Source organism: Xanthomonas sp. NCPPB 2933, assembly GCF_056725225.1.
Genome location: NZ_CM161518.1, coordinates 2,971,909 through 2,988,113, shown reverse-complemented (window position 1 = coordinate 2,988,113; position 16,205 = coordinate 2,971,909). Strand labels below are relative to the sequence as shown.

The 16,205-nt window shown below is 64.5% G+C and carries 9 protein-coding genes and 3 pseudogenes; all 12 read right to left on the bottom strand.

All coding sequences use genetic code 11. From position 1 onward, the window contains the following. Positions 1-8: 8 nt before the first annotated feature. The 12 genes and pseudogenes from AC1PLU_RS12170 to motD all read right to left on the bottom strand — a co-directional run bounded on the left by AC1PLU_RS12170 (position 9) and on the right by motD (position 16,201). Positions 9-770, bottom strand: a complete 762-nt coding sequence (locus AC1PLU_RS12170) for a transporter (protein ID WP_481106347.1) — start codon at positions 768-770, stop codon at positions 9-11. A gap of 316 nt (positions 771-1,086) precedes the next feature. After that, entirely contained in the window at positions 1,087-3,912 is a 2,826-nt protein-coding gene (locus AC1PLU_RS12165) for a methyl-accepting chemotaxis protein (RefSeq protein WP_481106346.1), read from the bottom strand. Positions 3,913-3,967: 55 nt separating this feature from the next. After that, positions 3,968-5,440, bottom strand: a pseudogene (locus tag AC1PLU_RS12160) (methyl-accepting chemotaxis protein); the annotation flags it as partial. Between the two features lie 183 nt (positions 5,441-5,623). Continuing rightward, positions 5,624-5,968: pseudogene (locus AC1PLU_RS12155) on the bottom strand (cache domain-containing protein); the annotation flags it as partial. 511 nt (positions 5,969-6,479) lie between these two features. Continuing rightward, positions 6,480-7,013 (bottom strand): hypothetical protein, encoded by a 534-nt coding sequence (locus AC1PLU_RS12150; protein ID WP_255085281.1) that lies wholly within the window; start codon positions 7,011-7,013, stop codon positions 6,480-6,482. 575 nt (positions 7,014-7,588) lie between these two features. Further along, positions 7,589-9,724: pseudogene (locus tag AC1PLU_RS12145) on the bottom strand (methyl-accepting chemotaxis protein); the annotation flags it as partial. A gap of 663 nt (positions 9,725-10,387) precedes the next feature. Next, the gene (locus AC1PLU_RS12140) at positions 10,388-12,388 is read right to left on the bottom strand and encodes a chemotaxis protein CheA (RefSeq protein ID WP_023903903.1); all 2,001 of its coding nucleotides are present in this window, start codon (positions 12,386-12,388) and stop codon (positions 10,388-10,390) included. 33 nt (positions 12,389-12,421) lie between these two features. Then, positions 12,422-12,787, bottom strand: a complete 366-nt coding sequence (locus AC1PLU_RS12135; RefSeq protein WP_002806565.1) for a response regulator — start codon at positions 12,785-12,787, stop codon at positions 12,422-12,424. Further along, entirely contained in the window at positions 12,784-13,092 is a 309-nt protein-coding gene (locus tag AC1PLU_RS12130) for an STAS domain-containing protein (RefSeq protein ID WP_006448510.1), read from the bottom strand. Before AC1PLU_RS12130 ends, AC1PLU_RS12135 begins: the two co-directional genes overlap by 4 nt. Before the next feature lie 103 nt (positions 13,093-13,195). Further along, positions 13,196-14,446 (bottom strand): chemotaxis protein CheW, encoded by a 1,251-nt coding sequence (locus AC1PLU_RS12125; protein WP_349779053.1) that lies wholly within the window; start codon positions 14,444-14,446, stop codon positions 13,196-13,198. Beyond that, positions 14,443-15,225, bottom strand: coding sequence for a ParA family protein (locus AC1PLU_RS12120; RefSeq protein WP_006452730.1), 783 nt, complete (start codon positions 15,223-15,225; stop codon positions 14,443-14,445). Before AC1PLU_RS12120 ends, AC1PLU_RS12125 begins: the two co-directional genes overlap by 4 nt. A 1-nt stretch (position 15,226) precedes the next feature. Further along, complete coding sequence (motD, locus tag AC1PLU_RS12115) at positions 15,227-16,201, bottom strand: flagellar motor protein MotD (RefSeq protein ID WP_349779054.1); 975 nt, start codon at positions 16,199-16,201, stop codon at positions 15,227-15,229. Positions 16,202-16,205: the final 4 nt, after the last annotated feature.

Here is a 16,205-nt window from a genome sequence, read left to right as displayed (position 1 = left end):
GGCCTGTTTCAGAAGCGGAAAGACAGACCCACGCCGAGTGCGTGATCCGGTGAGCGCTGGTTGAGCCCGCGGCTGTACACCGCGTCCAATTGCACATCGTTGCTCAGCAGCCAGGCCGAGCCGACATCGAGCAGTGCGACGGTGCCGCCGTTCTCGCTGCTGGCGATTTGCGGCAATGCCACTTCGACGAAGGAGCGCACGCGGTCATTCCAGGCCTTGCCGAGCACCGCGCCGAAGATGCCGGCGGTGTAGCCATGGCCTTGCCCATCGTCGTCCCGGATCACGCCGGGCATCATGCCGGCCGAGATGCTGTCGCTGAGATCCCACTCGGCCACCAGCCGGAACGATGGTCGTGCGCCATGCCCGCGCAGCGCACGTGCGCCGCTGGGCAGATCCACATGCAGCAGCCAGGCCAGCGAGGTCTTGCCGCTGTCGGAACTGACCAGGTGGTGTTTGATGCCGAGCGCGACATCGGACATGCCGCTGAGCGTGTCTTCGCCGGGTGCGTCGATGCGCTGCCAGCCATCGGTTTCCAGCCGCAATTCCCAGGTCTGACCCAGGCCGTAGCGGAACAAGGTGGGCGTGGCGTAGCCATCGACCGCGTCATCGCGTTCCCACGCGACGCTGGTTTCCACCTGCAGCCGGCGGTCGCCGACGGTCAGGCTGGACTCGACGAAATCGGGGCGGTCGGTGGCGATCGGATCTTCGGCGCGGGCATGGCCGACGACGCCGAACAGGATGAGGCAGCTGGCAAGAATACGTGGCTTCATGGCGACCCCTGAAACGCGCGAACATCCGGAACGCATACGTCTGCTTGCACTGTCTGACAACAGCGCGCATGCGGTGCTAGAGCGGCTGTTGCGGTGGGGCGCAGGCAGTCGATGTCTTCCTCGCTAGCGGCAACGGCGGATGAATCTTGATGCGTGGCCGATGGACGGAGCTGCAGTCGGGGAGGGCGTCTGCCACGTGCCGGCTGTGCAGCGTGTGCGCTGCCTGGATCAATCAATGCTGCGGCTTGCATCCGGTTGACGAGTGCAACCGGATGCCGCTACGCACACGCGTGTGCGTATGCAGCCAACGCCTGTCTCAGAATTCGTGCCACTGACTGTCGTTGCCAGCGTTGCTGGACGTCTTGCCTGCCGCGTGAGGCTGCGGCGCTGCCATGTGCTTGCGGGTTGTTGGCGCACGCTTGGGCGATGGCGCGGTGCTGACGGCCGGTTTGACGCTCGATTTGGCGCTCGACGTGCCGATCGATTTGGCGGTGGGTGCAACCGGCTTGGGCCTGGCTGCCTGCGTGAGCTTGAACACCGCCACCGCGTCGGTCAGCTGGCCGGCCTGTTCTTCCATTGCACGCGCGGCAGCGGTGGCTTCTTCCACCAGCGCCGCATTCTGCTGGGTGGCTTCGTCCATCTGGGTGACGGTAAGGTTGACCTGCTCGATCCCGCTGGATTGCTCCTGCGAGGCGGCCGAAATCTCGCCCATGATGTCGGTGACGCGCTGCACGCTGGCCACGATTTCACTCATGGTGGTGCCGGCCTGATGCACCAGCGACGCGCCCTGCGCAACCTTGCTCACCGAGTCGTCGATCAGCTGTTTGATTTCTTTTGCGGCGCCGGCCGAACGCTGTGCGAGCGTGCGTACCTCGGAGGCCACCACCGCAAATCCACGGCCCTGTTCGCCGGCGCGCGCCGCTTCCACCGCCGCGTTCAAGGCCAGGATATTGGTCTGGAAGGCGATGCCGTCGATGACGCTGATGATCTCGGCGATCTTCTTGGACGAGGTCTGGATACCGGACATGGTGGTGACCACCTGCGCCACCACCGCGCCGCCATGCGAGGCGACATCGGCTGCGCCGATGGCCAACTGGTTGGCCTGACGCGCACTTTCCGCATTCTGCTTGACGGTGGAGGTGAGTTCTTCCATCGAGGCGGCGGTCTCTTCCAGATTGGCCGCCTGTTGTTCGGTGCGTTGCGACAGATCGTTGTTGCCGGCGGCAATTTCACTGGCGGCCGCATTGATCTGCGTGGCAGAGGTCTGGATGCCGGAAACGATCTCGGTCAACTGCGCCACGGTGGCATTGGCATCGTCGCGCATACGCGCAAACACGCCCTGGAAGTCGCCATCCATGCGCACGCTGAGGTCGCCTTCGGCCAGCGCGCTGAGCAGGCTGGAAATACGCTCAAGTCCCTGCGCGGTGGTGTCCAGCAAACCGTTGAGCTGACGGCCGAATTCCAGATAGAAGCCGTGCTTGTCGTCCAGTGCCAGGCGCTGCCCGAAGTCGCCCATCAAGGCGGACTGCACCACTGCAGCGACTTCTTGTTGCGTGCTGACCTCGGCGCTGACATTGCGCCACAGCAACATGCTGCCGCTGCGATGGCCATCAGCCGCGTATAGCGGGGTCATGGTCAGGTCCAGCGTCACCGGGCCGAAGGTGTAGCGTTCCAGGGAGGTGGACTGCAACTGCTGCAGGCGCTGCAAACGCGCCTTGCCGTCGGCGTCGGTGCCGAACACATAGTCCAGCGGTTTGCCGACCACCGCATCGGCGCTGAAGCCCTGCTGGCCCTTGGCATGAAACGCCGCTTCGCCGCATTTCAACGAGGTATGCAGCGCTTCGGTGATGAATACCGCGTTGTGCTGTTCGTCGGCGAGCAGCACTTCCATCTCCGAATGTTCCAGCGCGGTGCGGATGCGCAGGTTCTCGTTGGCGATCTGCGCCTCGCGCTCGATGCGCTGGCGCAGGTCGGTCTGCATGCGCTGCATGGCGCCCATCAGGCGGCCCACCTCATCCTGGCGCTGCGCGGCAATCTGGTTGTCCAGCTTGCCGGCGGCAATGGCACCTGCCACCTTTGCGGCGGCATCCAGCGGCCCCACTACCTGACGGCGCAACAGTGCAAACAGCGCAATGCTGAGCACCAGCGCCGAGCCCAGGCCGACCGCCAGAATGGTCCACAACAGGCGATGTGCCTGTTGCATGATCGCCGCATACGGCACCACCACACCCAGCGCAAAGCGCTCCTGCGCCTGGCCGATCTGCAACGGCACATAGGCGCTGACCGTGCCGGCTGCATCCGGCGTGAAATCCAGATAGTCCTTGCCGGCCCTGGTCGCCTCAAGCATCGCGCGATAGTCGGCGCCGTCGGCCGGCTTGCCGATCCGCGCAGCGTCACGCGAGGCCAGAATCACCCCGGCAGGCGAGATCAGCTCGACATAGCCGTCGTCCATCGGACGTAGCGCACTCAGGCGTTTCTGCAGCGCGGCCAGGGCGAAATCCACCGAGACCACGCCCACATACTTGCCCTGATCCATGATGGGCGTGGACAAGGTGGTCATCAGCACCGGCTTGCCGCCGATCTGGTAATCGTAGGGGCCAGCCACGATCTGCCGGCCCAGCTGACGGGGTTTGAGGTTCCAGTCGCCGTCGCCAGGTTTTTCGTAACCGACCAACGGTTCGCGGATCAGCGACTGCCCGTTATAGGCCCAGTAGGTCATGAAACGACCGGTGTTGTCGTGGCCCTTGGCATCGATATAGTCGCTGTCCTTGCCATCGAAGGCCTGCGGTTCCCACAACGTCCCCATGCCCACCCATTCGGGATGGTTCTGCAACTGGTCGTGCACGATCGCCGCCGCCGCATCGCGGCTCACCCCACCATGGGCACGCTGCGCCAGCAAGGCGCTGGCGACCGACTGGCCGGTGGTGAACGCCTGCCCCAGCTCGTTGCCGATCTGCTCGGCCTGATAGCGCGCCGCGTTCTGCATCGTGGTCTGTGCCGAGGCGATCAGCGCGCGACTGCTTTGCCAGTAGCTGATCGCCGCAGTCAGACCGAAACACAGCAAGGCAGCCACTGCGGTGCCCAGCATCAGGCGGTACGCCAGACTGCCGCCGGAGCGAGATTGCGTGGAAGACACGGTCATGGGAGTCGCTGCGAAAGAAGGGGGGGACTGCTGAAGGCGACGGTGTGGATGTTGCTTAGCCGGTGGCGAGCAGGGCTCCTGCGCGTGCGCCAACGCGGCTGTGGCTGCGCTGTGCAGGAACCGCTGCGCTCACCCGGAAGCTGGACACCGCTTCGTCGAGCTGCTGCGCCTGCTGCTGCATGGCGTTGGCGGCGGCGGTGGCTTCTTCCACCAGCGCGGCGTTCTGCTGGGTGCTCTCGTCCATCTGGGTGACGGTGAGATTGACCTGCTCGATACCGGCCGATTGTTCCTGGGAGGCGGCGGAGATCTCGCTCATGATGTCGGTCACGCGCTGCACCGAGGACACGATCTCGGCCATGGTCTTGCCGGCCTGATCCACCAGTGCCGAGCCCTGCGCCACCTTGCCGACCGAATCGTCGATCAGGTGCTTGATCTCTTTCGCCGCGCCGGCGGAACGTTGCGCCAGCGTGCGTACTTCGCTGGCGACCACCGCAAACCCGCGGCCCTGTTCGCCGGCACGCGCCGCTTCCACTGCCGCGTTCAAGGCCAGGATATTGGTCTGGAACGCGATGCCGTCGATGACGCTGATGATTTCGGCGATCTTCTTGGACGAGGTCTGGATACCGGACATGGTGTCCACCACCTGGCTGACCACGTGCCCGCCTTGTGATGCCACCGATGCCGCACCGATCGCCAGTTGATTGGCCTGACGTGCGCTCTCGGCGTTCTGCTTGACGGTGGAGGTGAGTTCCTCCATCGAGGCGGCGGTTTCTTCCAGATTGGCCGCTTGTTGTTCGGTGCGCTGCGACAGGTCGTTGTTGCCGGCGGCGATTTCGCTGGCCGATCCGGTGATGGAACTGGCCGCTTGCTGGATGCGTCCGACGATGCCGGCCAACTGGGTTGCAGTGGTGTTGGCGTCATCGCGCATGCGCGCAAACACGCCGTGGAACTGGCCGTCCATGCGCGCAGTGAGGTCGCCCTCGGCCAGCGCGGCCAGCAGCTCGGATAGCTTGCCCAGATTGCGGTCGCTGACCTCCATCATCGCGTTGAGGTCGTTGATCATGCGTGCCGAATCGTGCTTGAACCGTGTGGCATCGCCGCGCTGGCTGAAGTCGCCATTGGCCGCAGCTTGGGCCAGGCGCTTGATCTCGGTGTTGATCGCCAGCAGGCTGGCCTTGGCCGCATCCATCGCTTCGTGCAGCACGGCACGCGTGCCGGGCAGGCGTGCGGCGTCGCGCGACAGGTCGCCCTGCGCGTATTCGTTGAGTACCCCGATCGCATCGATGATGGCGTCCAGGTGTTCGAAGATCATGGTGTTGATGCCGCCCGCCAGCTCGCCGTAGACACCGGGGAAATCGGTCGGCATGCGATGGCTGACGTCTTCGCCGGCGTGCATGTGCATCATCACCTTGGTCTGCGCGGAGAAGCGCTCCAGCGTGTGCACCATTTCGTCGGTGGCCTTGAGCATCTGGCCGATTTCATCGCTGCCGTGCTGGGCGGTGCGCACGCTCAGATCGCCACGCGCCACGCCCTTGATGGCGGCAAGCGCACGCGACACCGGCTCCAGAATCGAGTTGCCGATCAGCCAGCCCACTAGCAGATTGATCAGTACCAGCACGCCGCCGGCCACGGCGACAATGCCGGTGAAGGCCAGCGCCTGCGCCTGGGTGTCGTCCAGATACACGCCGGTGCCGATCACCCAGCCCCACGGCTTGTACAGCGCCGCGTAGGAGGTCTTCTGCACCGGCTCTTTTTCGCCGGGCTTGGCCCAGGCGTAATCGACGTAGCCGCCGCCAGCCTGCGCGGCAGTGACGAATGCCGGAAAGATGCGCTTGCCGTCCGGGCTCAGCACATCGTTGAGCGGTTTGCCGTTGAGATCCGGGCGGGTGGGGTGCATCAGCATTACCGGTGCCTGGTCGGTGACGTAGATGTAATCCACACCGCCGCGTGCGCGCATCGTCGACAAGGTGGCCAGCGCTCTGCTCTTTGCGGTCGCCACATCCATCTCGCCCTTTTCGGCGCGCTCGGCGTAACCATTGACCACCGCGATCGCCATTTCGATCTGGCTCTTGAGCCCATCGCGGCGCGTATCGGTGAGATCCACGTACTGCATGCGCGCGGCGATGACCGCCAGCGCGATGATGCCCAGCGCCACCAACGCAGTCTGGAACAGGAACTTGCGCTTGAGCGGCACGTTGGCCAGCGTGTTTGCGATCGTGGTCTTAAACGTCATGGCAGGTATCCAGTGAAAGGATGTGTGACCGGGATATGTCGGATAGCGACCCGATTGCAGAAATGTTGAGCGTTGCCCGACGGCTGGTGTGTGGGTGATTTGCAGTGCTTTTTTGAAGCCATTCTTTGAATGCCAGTGCTGGTTCCGCGCCGGCACATGACCTGGCAAGTCTGCGGCGGGTTACGCGCAGCGCACGCCGCACGCCGACCTGGACGTCAGGTCGCGTGGATCGGCGCAGCGTGGGGGCTGGCTGGAATGGGCTTGCGGTGCCGCCACGACCGAGGAGTGGCGGGGTAGGCGTTTTGCGGATGCGCAGTAGTGTTGTTAGCCGCTCTTAGTTGCGCTGCGTGCTGCTGACGCTTGCCACGGACTGCTGCAGGTTCTGCAGTTCGCTCCACAACTGGTGGCGGGTATCGCCGTCGTGGCCGAGCGACAAGGCTTGTGCGGTTTGCAGATCGCCATCGTGCAGGGCACGATTGGCCTGACGGTGTTGCGCCAGATACTGGCCCAACTGCTGCTGCACCAGCGCAAACTGCCGTGCCTGTTCGCCCTGCGGTGCGGTGGCCTGGAAGTAACCGGCATGCCGCGCGATACGTTGACGCAGATTGCCCAGACGCTCGTCGTAGGCATCGATGCGTGCGAGGTCATGCGAGGCAGCAAGCTGCGCACGCTGGTCGTCGCGCAATTGCACCAGATCGATGGCAAGCGACTGCAGCGCGCTCACCGGGACGTTGTCCAGAAGCACCGAGACCGGCGCCGCCGGTGCGGCGAAAGAGGGGGGCAACGACACACCGGCAGCCAACAGCGCGACGACGAGCATGGAGCCCAGCATGTGGCGGGCAGAGCGTGTGGAATTGGCGGTGTGCATGCGGAGTTCCTTCGACGTAGCGCGGGCAAGACTGCCCTCATTGCTCTGTGTATCGGCCGCAGAAGCTTGCGCTTGATCACCTTTCGACCAACGGCAGTGTCGCGCGGGAATCGCAAGAGGTGTTGCGAGGCAAGTTTTGATCGGCTGGTTAGTGCCACACAGCAAAACGCCCCGACAGGATCGGGGCGTTTTGAGCGTCAATGACAGGGTGTAAAACCGCAGCGTGCGTTTCCTTCTCCCTGCGGGAGAAGGTGGCGCGCAGCGCCGGATGAGGGTACGGGCGCAGCCTCGTGCACTAAAAAGCGCGTCGCTGGAACTGGCAGAGCAGTTGGTGGACAACTTAATTGGCACAGGGCTTCGCTCCGTACCCTCACCCCAACCCCTCTCCCGATGGGAGAGGGGCTATGAACCCTTCTCCCTGCGGGAGAAGGTGGCGCGAAGCGCCGGATGAGGGTACGGGCGAAGCCTAGTGTGCTTAAAGCCTTGTGAGCAAAAGTACTCTTTGATGCCTAAACCCGTCAGATGCCTAAACCCACGTCCTATGCCAAAGCACCGTCAGACGCTTAAACCACCACCAGACGCCGCGGGGCAGGGGTGCTCGTTGCCGAAGCCAGCGCAGCGTTCGGCTGGATCCTGAAGATCGCCACCGTATCGGACAGCTCACCAGCCTGTTCTTCCATCGCACGTGCTGCGGCACTGGCTTCTTCCACCAGCGCGGCGTTCTGCTGGGTGGCCTCGTCCATCTGCGTCACGGTGAGGTTGACCTGTTCGATACCGGCGGATTGCTCCTGCGAGGCGGCGGAGATCTCGCCCATGATGTCGGTCACGCGCTGCACGCTGGCGACCACTTCGGTCATGGTGGTGCCGGCCTGATTCACCAGCAACGCGCCTTCGGCGACCTTGCCGACCGAATCGTCGATCAGGTGCTTGATCTCCTTGGCCGCACCAGCCGAGCGCTGAGCCAGCGTTCGCACTTCAGAGGCCACCACCGCAAAACCACGACCCTGATCGCCCGCACGCGCCGCTTCCACGGCGGCGTTCAAAGCCAGAATATTGGTCTGGAAGGCGATGCCGTCGATCACGCTGATGATGTCGGCGATCTTCTTCGACGATGCCTCGATGTCGGCCATCGTGGCGACCACCTTGTTCACCACTTCGCCCCCTTGCGAGGCGACGCTGGCTGCGCCGATCGCCAACTGGTTGGCCTGGCGAGCGCCTTCAGCGTTCTGCCTGACGGTGGAGGTGAGTTCTTCCATCGAGGCGGCGGTTTCTTCCAGGTTGGCCGCTTGTTGCTCGGTGCGCTGCGACAGGTCGTTGTTGCCGGCGGCAATGTCGCTGGCAGCGGCATTGATCGACGTGGTCGCGTGCTGGATGCGCCCGACGATGCCGGACAACTGCTCGGTGGTGGCGTTGGCATCGTCGCGCATCTGTGCGAACACGCCGTGGAACTGGCCGTGCATCCGCTCGGTCAGATCGCCCGCGGCAATCGCCTGCAGTACCTTGGACAAGGCACCGAGGTTGCCATCGGCGGTGGCCATCAGCTGATTAAGGCTCTCCACCATGGCGAGAAAGTCGTACTGAAAGCGCTGCGTATCGCCGCGCACGCTGAAGTCGCCATTGGCGGCGGCCTGCGCCAGCAATTTGATTTCGCTGTTCATCGCCAAGAGATTGCGCTTGACCGCATCCATGGTGTCGCTGAGCACGGCCTTCTCGCCAGGCAGGCGGTCCATGTCCTGGCTCATATCGCCGATCGCATAGCGCGACATGATCCGTGCAAGCTTCATCTTCACCGCAATATGCGATTCGACCAGTGCATTGGTGTCGCGCACCATGCTGCCGTATTCGCCGGGAAATGCCGCTTCGTCCATGCGGAAGCTGATCTGCCCGCTGTCGTGGCGGCGGGCCATGTCCTGCTGCGCTGCGGAGACGGCTTTGAGCTGGTCCTGCATGCCACGCATGCTGGTCAACAACTGGCCGGGTTCGTCGCCGGGCTGCGGGCCGATCGGGTTGTCCAGCTTGCCATGCGCGATCGCTTCGGCCACTTGCGTGGCTTGGGTCAATGGACGCACCAGGCTGCGCGAAATCAGCCACGCCAGTGCAGCGGCCAGAAACGCCGACAGCAGGCCGAAGGCGATCAGGGCACGGTTGGCCAGCGCAACACTGCCCAGGATGGCGGCTGCACCGGCGGCGTTCTGCTGGTTCTGCAGTTCCACTGCGGCGGCAATCGCGTTGGAGCGTCGCTCCAGCAGCGGCTGTGCTTCACCGCTCAACAGCTGCTTGGCGCCGTCCAGATTGCCGTCGCGGATCATGCCGAGCAGACGGTTGTTGGTGGCACGTGCGGCGGTGAGGCTGTCTTCGATGGTCTGGCGTGCACGCATGCCATCTGCAGTGGTCGGCAGGCGTTTTAGCGCAGTCCACAACTGGGCGTAGTGCGCGCGATTGGCCTTGAGCTGCGCATCGATCGTGGGCTGTTGCTGCGGCGTGGCCAGCATGAAGTCGCGGATATAACGCTCGCCCAGCATATTGCTCTCGCGCATCTGGTTGAGCAGCTGCGCCTTGCGGTTATTGATTTCGATGATGATCGAGACTTGGTTCTTGACGGTCTTGAATTCGTATAACGCCAGGCTGGTCGAACCGGCCAGCAGGACGATCAGTAAGGTAAAAGCCAAGGCGAGGCGTCGCCCGACATTGAGCGAATGCAGAAATTTCATGGTGGTCTCGGGGAGGAGGGAGGAAAAGAGGTACAGCGGTAGCGTTCGCTGGCGGGTTTTCTTGAGCTGATGCGCGTTCGTCGATGCGTCTGCGTTCATCGTCTCTGCGGCGGGTGCGCTGCGTATGAGGCGTTGCGTTGCGTCGTGCAATGGGGACAGGCACGGGCGGCAACGTCGGCATTGCCAGCGTGTGGCGAGTGGGTGCGTGGTAACGACAAAGCCCCGGCATCGCTGCCAGGGCTTTGTCGTTACCGCACAACATCGGCGGCCTTCGCGGTTTGGAGCGGCTAACAAAACTACGTCACGCCAGCCTACTGCAGGCCGGCTGATCTGCTGTCTGGCTGCAGGGCCCTTGTGCCCGCCCACCATCGCGGGACACGCCGCAAGTAGTCCGTGAAAGCAACCAGCAGACTCTCTGGTGCGGTGTCCTCGCCGATTGCGGGACCGTGTGGCGGCATGGATGCCGCCACCGAGCCCCCAGGGACGGGTTCACGGCGTGTCCCGTGAGCGGTGAGGGCACCGCGCATTCGACCCACTCAGTGTTTGATCTGGACGTCTGACTGCATCCACCAAGAGACGGCCGACAAAACCACTGCAGTCACTGACAGGCGCTCGCTAGGTTTTGTTAGCCGCTCTTAGTGCCTTCTTCTGCGGCTTTGCGTCTTACGCCGCCTGCGGCACTTTCAACGAACGCACCAGGCCACCGATGTCCACGATCAGCGAGACCCGTCCATCGCCGAGGATGGTGGCGCCGGAGACGCCCGGGATACGGCGATAGTTGTTTTCGATGTTCTTGACCACGACCTGCTGCTGGCCAAGCAATTCGTCCACTTCCAGCGCGATCTTCTGGCCGTCGCCTTCGACCACCACCACCAGCGATTCCTTGGAGGACTGTTGCCCGCCGAAACCGTAGTAATTGGTGAGCGACAGGATCGGCAGATATTCGCCACGCACCCGCAGCACCCGGCCGTCGCCGGCCATCGAGCGGACATCTTCCGGCGCCGGCTGCAGCGCTTCGAGCACATAGGACAGTGGCAGGATCAGGGTTTCGCCGGCCACCGACACGGTCATGCCGTCCAGGATGGCCAGGGTCAGCGGCAGACGGATCAGCACGCGGGTACCGCTGCCGGCGCTGCTTTCCAGCTGCACTTCGCCACCCAGGCCCTGGATGTTGCGGCGGACCACGTCCATGCCCACGCCACGACCGGAGAGATCGGTGACAGCATCGGCGGTGGAGAAGCCCGGTGCGAAGATCAGATCCCACACCTGCGCATCGGTCGGGTTATCCGGCACGGCAATGCCGCGTTCGGCCGCTTTTTCCAGGATCTTGGCGCGATTGAGGCCACGGCCGTCGTCGCTGACTTCGATCACGATGTGACCGCCCTGGTGCGATGCCGCCAGGGTGATGGTGCCGGTCTCGTCCTTGCCGGAGGCGCGGCGCGCATCGGGCATTTCCAGACCATGGTCGATCGAGTTGCGCACCAGGTGCACCAACGGATCGGCAATCTTTTCGATCAAGCCCTTGTCCAGTTCCGTGCTTTCGCCAATCGTGCGCAGACGCACCTGCTTGCCGAGGCGGCTGGAGAGGTCGCGCACCAGACGCGGGAAGCGGCGGAATACCGCATCGACGGGCAGCATGCGCACGCCGATGACTGCTTCCTGCAGATCGCGGGTGTTGCGTTCGAGCAGATCCAGACCGGCAAACAACTGTTCGGCATGCGCCGGGTCCAGGCCGGTGGAGACCTGCTTGAGCATGGCCTGTGTAATGACCAGTTCGCCGACCAGGTTGATCAGGGCATCGACCTTGTCGACGCTGACGCGGATGGAGCTTTCGGCTTCGGCAGCGGCGGCCTTGGCAGGCGTGGCAACGGCGGCCGCAGGTTCTGCAGCGGCGGTTGCTGCAGCCGCGACGGCAGCAGTGTCAGCCGCGTCGACCGCCAGGCTCGGCGGCGGGCCGGGCACGGCCATCGGGCGGATGTCCAGCTCGCAATCGTCCACCACCCAGGCAAAGGTGTCTTCGATCTTGCTGCGCGGAATCTTGCCGATCAGGCCCAGATCCCAGGCCAGATAGGCTTCCAGCGGGTCGATGTTTTCAAAGCCCGGCATGCGCTCAAGACGGGCGGCAATCTGCAGCGGGCCCAGGTGCTCGAGCTCGCGGATGATGCGCAGCGGGTCGTTGCCGCTCATGAACAGCGACGGCGCCGGGGTAAAGCCGATGTGCCAGGCTTCGGGTTCTTCTTCCTTCGGCTTGGCAACGACTGCAGCTACAGGTGCTTCGCCAGCCAGCACCGCGTTCAAGCGGGTGTGCACGGCCTTGACCGCAGCCGGGTCGGCCGGGGTGCCGTGTTCGGCTTCGCGCAGCAGGGCGCGCAGCACGTCGACCGAGCCAAGCATGGCATCGACCGCGTTGGGTGCGAGCTGGCGCTTGTTGGAGCGCAGTTCGTCCAGCAGCGTCTCCAGCACGTGGGTCAGGCCGGCGACGGCCTCGAAACCGAAAGTGGCAGCGCCACCCTTGATCGAGTGCGCAGCGCGGAACACCGAGTTGATGATTTCCGGGTCGCGGTTGCCCTCTTCAAGGGACAGCAGCCCGGCCTCCATCGCGTCGAGCCCTTCACGGCTTTCCTCGAAAAAGGTGGCGTGGAAACGTTGCAGGTCCATGCTCATGGGTGCGAAATCCGATGGTGAAGCGAGAGAGAATTAACCCAGAACTTTCTGGACGGTGGCGATCAGCTGTTCTGGATTGAACGGCTTGACCAGCCAGCCGGTGGCACCGGCAGCTTTGCCTTCGGATTTCTTGTCGGCCGCCGATTCGGTGGTGAGCATCAGCATCGGGGTGAACTTGTAATCCGGTAGCTGGCGCAGTTCGCGAATCAGCGAAATGCCGTCCATGTTGGGCATGTTCACGTCGGTCACCACCGCATTGAAGCGCTGGCCCTTCGCGCGGCCCAGCGCAACGGCGCCGTCTTCGGCTTCTTCGACGGCAAAGCCGGCAGAGGTGAGGGCGAAAGAGACCATCTGGCGCATTGACGCCGAATCGTCCACCACCAAGATACGTGCGCTCATGCGGCGTTCTCCACAGATTTCAGGTTGTCATTGGATGCGGAAAGTCCGAGCGCGTCGGTGACGCCGAGCAGACGGACCGCATCTCTAAAAGTGTCGTTGCAGCCATCGAACTCGGTGTTCAACCCAGCCTGGCGGCGGGCCTGCACGAAGGCGCAGAGCAACTGCACGCTGGCGGTGTGGATGCGGCGGACTTCACCGGCGTCAAGCACCAGATCGCCATCCTCCGCGAGGACTGCGGCTAGCTTTTGCTTGAGGTCGGTGCTGGTCTCGATGCCGAGATCCTCACCCAATGTCACTGTGCTCATCGTTGCTCCGAACGGACGGTTCTATGCGTACTAACGGCGGGGGGCGGGAAAGCTTTAACGTTGAATCGCTGCGCGTGCATGCGCGCGTCAGCTATGCGGCGCATCAATGCAGCAGATGGCTGGCATCGAGCAGGATCATCGGCTGATGACCCAGGCGCGCGACGCCGCGGAACAGGTTGTTGGAGATGCGGCACAGGCGTGCGTTGTCCGGTGGCTCGATCTGCTGATCGGTGAGGCTGGTGACGTCTTCCACCGCCGACACGCGCAGACCCATGGTTTCGCCGTTTTCTTCCAGCACCACCACGCGGGTGTGCAGATCCATGTCCACCGCCGATGCACCGAGATGGATACCCAGATCCATCACCGGCACCACCTGACCACGCAGATTCATGATGCCGAGCATCGCGCTGGGGGTGCCGCGCAATGGCAGCAGTGGCACCGGCAAGACCACTTCCTGCACCTTGAGCAATTCGAGTGCATACGTCTGTTCGCCGCAGCGCAGGCGCAGCCAACGCGTACTGCGTTCGGCCGCGCGCCGTTCGGCATGGATGCGCTCGGCCTGGCCGGGTGCGAGCAGCGCTTCAAGGCCTTGCGGATAGATCGATGGCGGCGGCGCGCGGTGCGGTGCGATCGGCGCCTGCGCCGGGCGCGCAGGTGCCGGCGCGGGCGGTGCGGCAAGACCGAAGGCCGGGTCCGCATCCATCTCCGACAACAGATCGGCAGCCAACAAGTCGGCACTGGAGGCGGCGGTGCCGAAGGCCGGGTCTGCGTCCATTTCGGCCATCAGGTCGGCCGTGCTCATGAACGGGCTGGGCGCGGCGGTGGCGAAGGCGGGGTCGGCATCCATCTCGGCCAGGAAATCGGCGGCGATGTCTGCAGCGCTCGGCGCGGCAACGACTGGCGGGCCGAAGGCCGGATCGGCATCCATTTCGGCGAGGAAATCGGCGGCGATGTCTGCGGCGCTCGGCGCGGCAATGACCGGCGGGCCGAAGGCCGGGTCGGCATCCATTTCGGCGAGGAAATCTGCGGCGATGTCTGCAGCGCTCGGCGCGGCAACAACTGGCGGGCCGAAGGCGGGGTCTGCATCCATTTCGGCCAGGAAATCGGCGGCAATCGCTTCGGCGCTGAGCACGGGGGTGATTGCTTCCGGAACAGCGACAGCCTGCACGGGTGGCTCTGCCAGCGCGACGTCTGCATCGGTGTCGGCAAGCGCGGGTGCCGCGGCGATGTCGGCAGTCGCCACCGCAGCGGTGACAGCAGCTGCAGTGACGGCAGCGGGGACATCCACGCCGGCATCGTGCAGCAGGCCTTCCAGATAATCGTCGAGCTCACCATTGGCGGTGTGGTTGCTCATGCGGCTTGCTCCATGGGCATCGCGTCATCGGCCAGCACCCATTCCAGCGCGCGGCGATAAGCAGACAGGCCACGGCCCTGATAGTCGCCGCCGGTGGCGGGAACGGTCAGCGCAGCGGCGTTACAGATACGGGTATCCACCGGCACCGCGTCTTCCCAGACCACTGCGCCATAGGTGGCCTGCATTTCCTTGAGGGTGTCGGTGCCGGCGCGGGTGCGGCGGTCGAACAAGGTCGGCAGGATCGACACCGGCAACGGGCGGCGACGCGAGCGCTGCACCATGTCGGCGGTGCGCACCATGCTGGCCAGGCCATGCAGGGCGAGTGGCTCGGCCTGGGTCGGCACCACCACACGGTCGCAGGCGGCCAGGGCATTGATCATCAGCAGGCCAAGGGTCGGCGGGCAGTCCAGCAGGATGTAGTCGTGCTGGCCGGCGTGGCGGGTCATGGCGTTCTGCAGGGCCAGGCCCAGACCGGGCTGATTGGCGCTGCGACGTTCCAGCGTGGCCAGTGCCGCTTGCGCGCACACATAGGACAGGCCGGGGATGCTGCTTTCGTGCAACAGGCTGGCCAGGTCGCTCGGTGGGGTGCCGAACAGGTCCAGTACCCCGCGCGGCGGCGGGTCCACCGCCACGCCGAACGCGCGGGTGAGCGAGGAGTGCGGATCGAGGTCGACCAACAGCACCCGGTGGCCGAGCGCGGCCAGGCCGCGACCCAGTGCCAGCGTCGTGGTGGTCTTGCCCACGCCGCCCTTTTGGTTGGCGATTGCCCAGATACGCATCTCACTGCACTCCTTGAATTACGGCGGGGACGGAACTTGTGCCGCTTTCGGTGGTGACGGCCGTTTGGCCGCCGTCAGACTTGGGAAGCTTCGGCGCCCCGGCGGCGGTCGCATGCATCTGCGATGGCGGATCGGGTGCGAGTGAGCCAGCCGAATCAGCGAGGATGATCAACACCACACGCCGGTTCGCATTCCGTCCCGCCTCAGTGCTGTTATCGGCACGTGCGCGGAATTCTCCATAGCCCACCATCGCCAATCGCTGCGGGGCAACGCCATCGTCGGCGAACAGGTGCACCACGCTGGCGGCACGCGCGGCCGACAGTTCCCAGTTGGAGGGAAACTGCGCGGTGGCGATCGGCTGGTTATCGGTATAGCCCTCCACGCGCACGCCGTTGGGCGCATCGCGCAGCACCGAGGCGAGGGTGGACAGCGTGTCGCGGGCGGTGCCGGCCAATGCGGCCGAGCCGGTGCCGAACAAAATGTCGCTGTTGATCTCCACTTCGATCCACAGATCGTTGCGGCGGATGGTGATGAGTTTCTTGTCGATCAGCGGCGCCAGCGTCTTGCTCAGCTGCGCGGCCACCGCATCCATCTGCCGCTGCGCCCGCGCCAGCTGCGCCTGGTTGCGCAGCGACACCGGCATGCGCATCTGCGCGGCCATCGATGGCAGCAGGGTGGGGTCGGTGGGGCCGTTGGAGGCGGCCATCGGTGCGCCGGCCTTGATCACCGACGGACGGTCGTAGTCCGCCCCCAAGGTCTGGGTCTTGCCGATCTGCACCGGGCTGGCGGCATTGGACGAGCCACCGAACGCGGTGGTCAACGCCTGCGCCATGACCTTGTACTTACCCTCGTTGAGCGAGGAGATGGCGTACATCACCACGAAGAACGCCAGCAGCAGCGTCATCAGATCGGCATACGGAATCGCCCACGCTTCGTGGTTGCCATGGTCTTCGTGATGTTTGCGACGGCGGGCCATGACG

Bases quoted from the DNA above. Each gene is read 5' to 3' on its own strand.
- AC1PLU_RS12170 (WP_481106347.1), bottom strand. From the start codon at position 770: ATGAAGCCACGTATTCTTGCCAGCTGCCTCATCCTGTTCGGCGTCGTC.
- AC1PLU_RS12165 (WP_481106346.1), bottom strand. From the start codon at position 3,912: ATGACCGTGTCTTCCACGCAATCTCGCTCCGGCGGCAGTCTGGCGTAC.
- AC1PLU_RS12150 (WP_255085281.1), bottom strand. From the start codon at position 7,013: ATGCACACCGCCAATTCCACACGCTCTGCCCGCCACATGCTGGGCTCC.
- AC1PLU_RS12140 (WP_023903903.1), bottom strand. From the start codon at position 12,388: ATGAGCATGGACCTGCAACGTTTCCACGCCACCTTTTTCGAGGAAAGC.
- AC1PLU_RS12135 (WP_002806565.1), bottom strand. From the start codon at position 12,787: ATGAGCGCACGTATCTTGGTGGTGGACGATTCGGCGTCAATGCGCCAG.
- AC1PLU_RS12130 (WP_006448510.1), bottom strand. From the start codon at position 13,092: ATGAGCACAGTGACATTGGGTGAGGATCTCGGCATCGAGACCAGCACC.
- AC1PLU_RS12125 (WP_349779053.1), bottom strand. From the start codon at position 14,446: ATGAGCAACCACACCGCCAATGGTGAGCTCGACGATTATCTGGAAGGC.
- AC1PLU_RS12120 (WP_006452730.1), bottom strand. From the start codon at position 15,225: ATGCGTATCTGGGCAATCGCCAACCAAAAGGGCGGCGTGGGCAAGACC.
- motD (WP_349779054.1), bottom strand. From the start codon at position 16,201: ATGGCCCGCCGTCGCAAACATCACGAAGACCATGGCAACCACGAAGCG.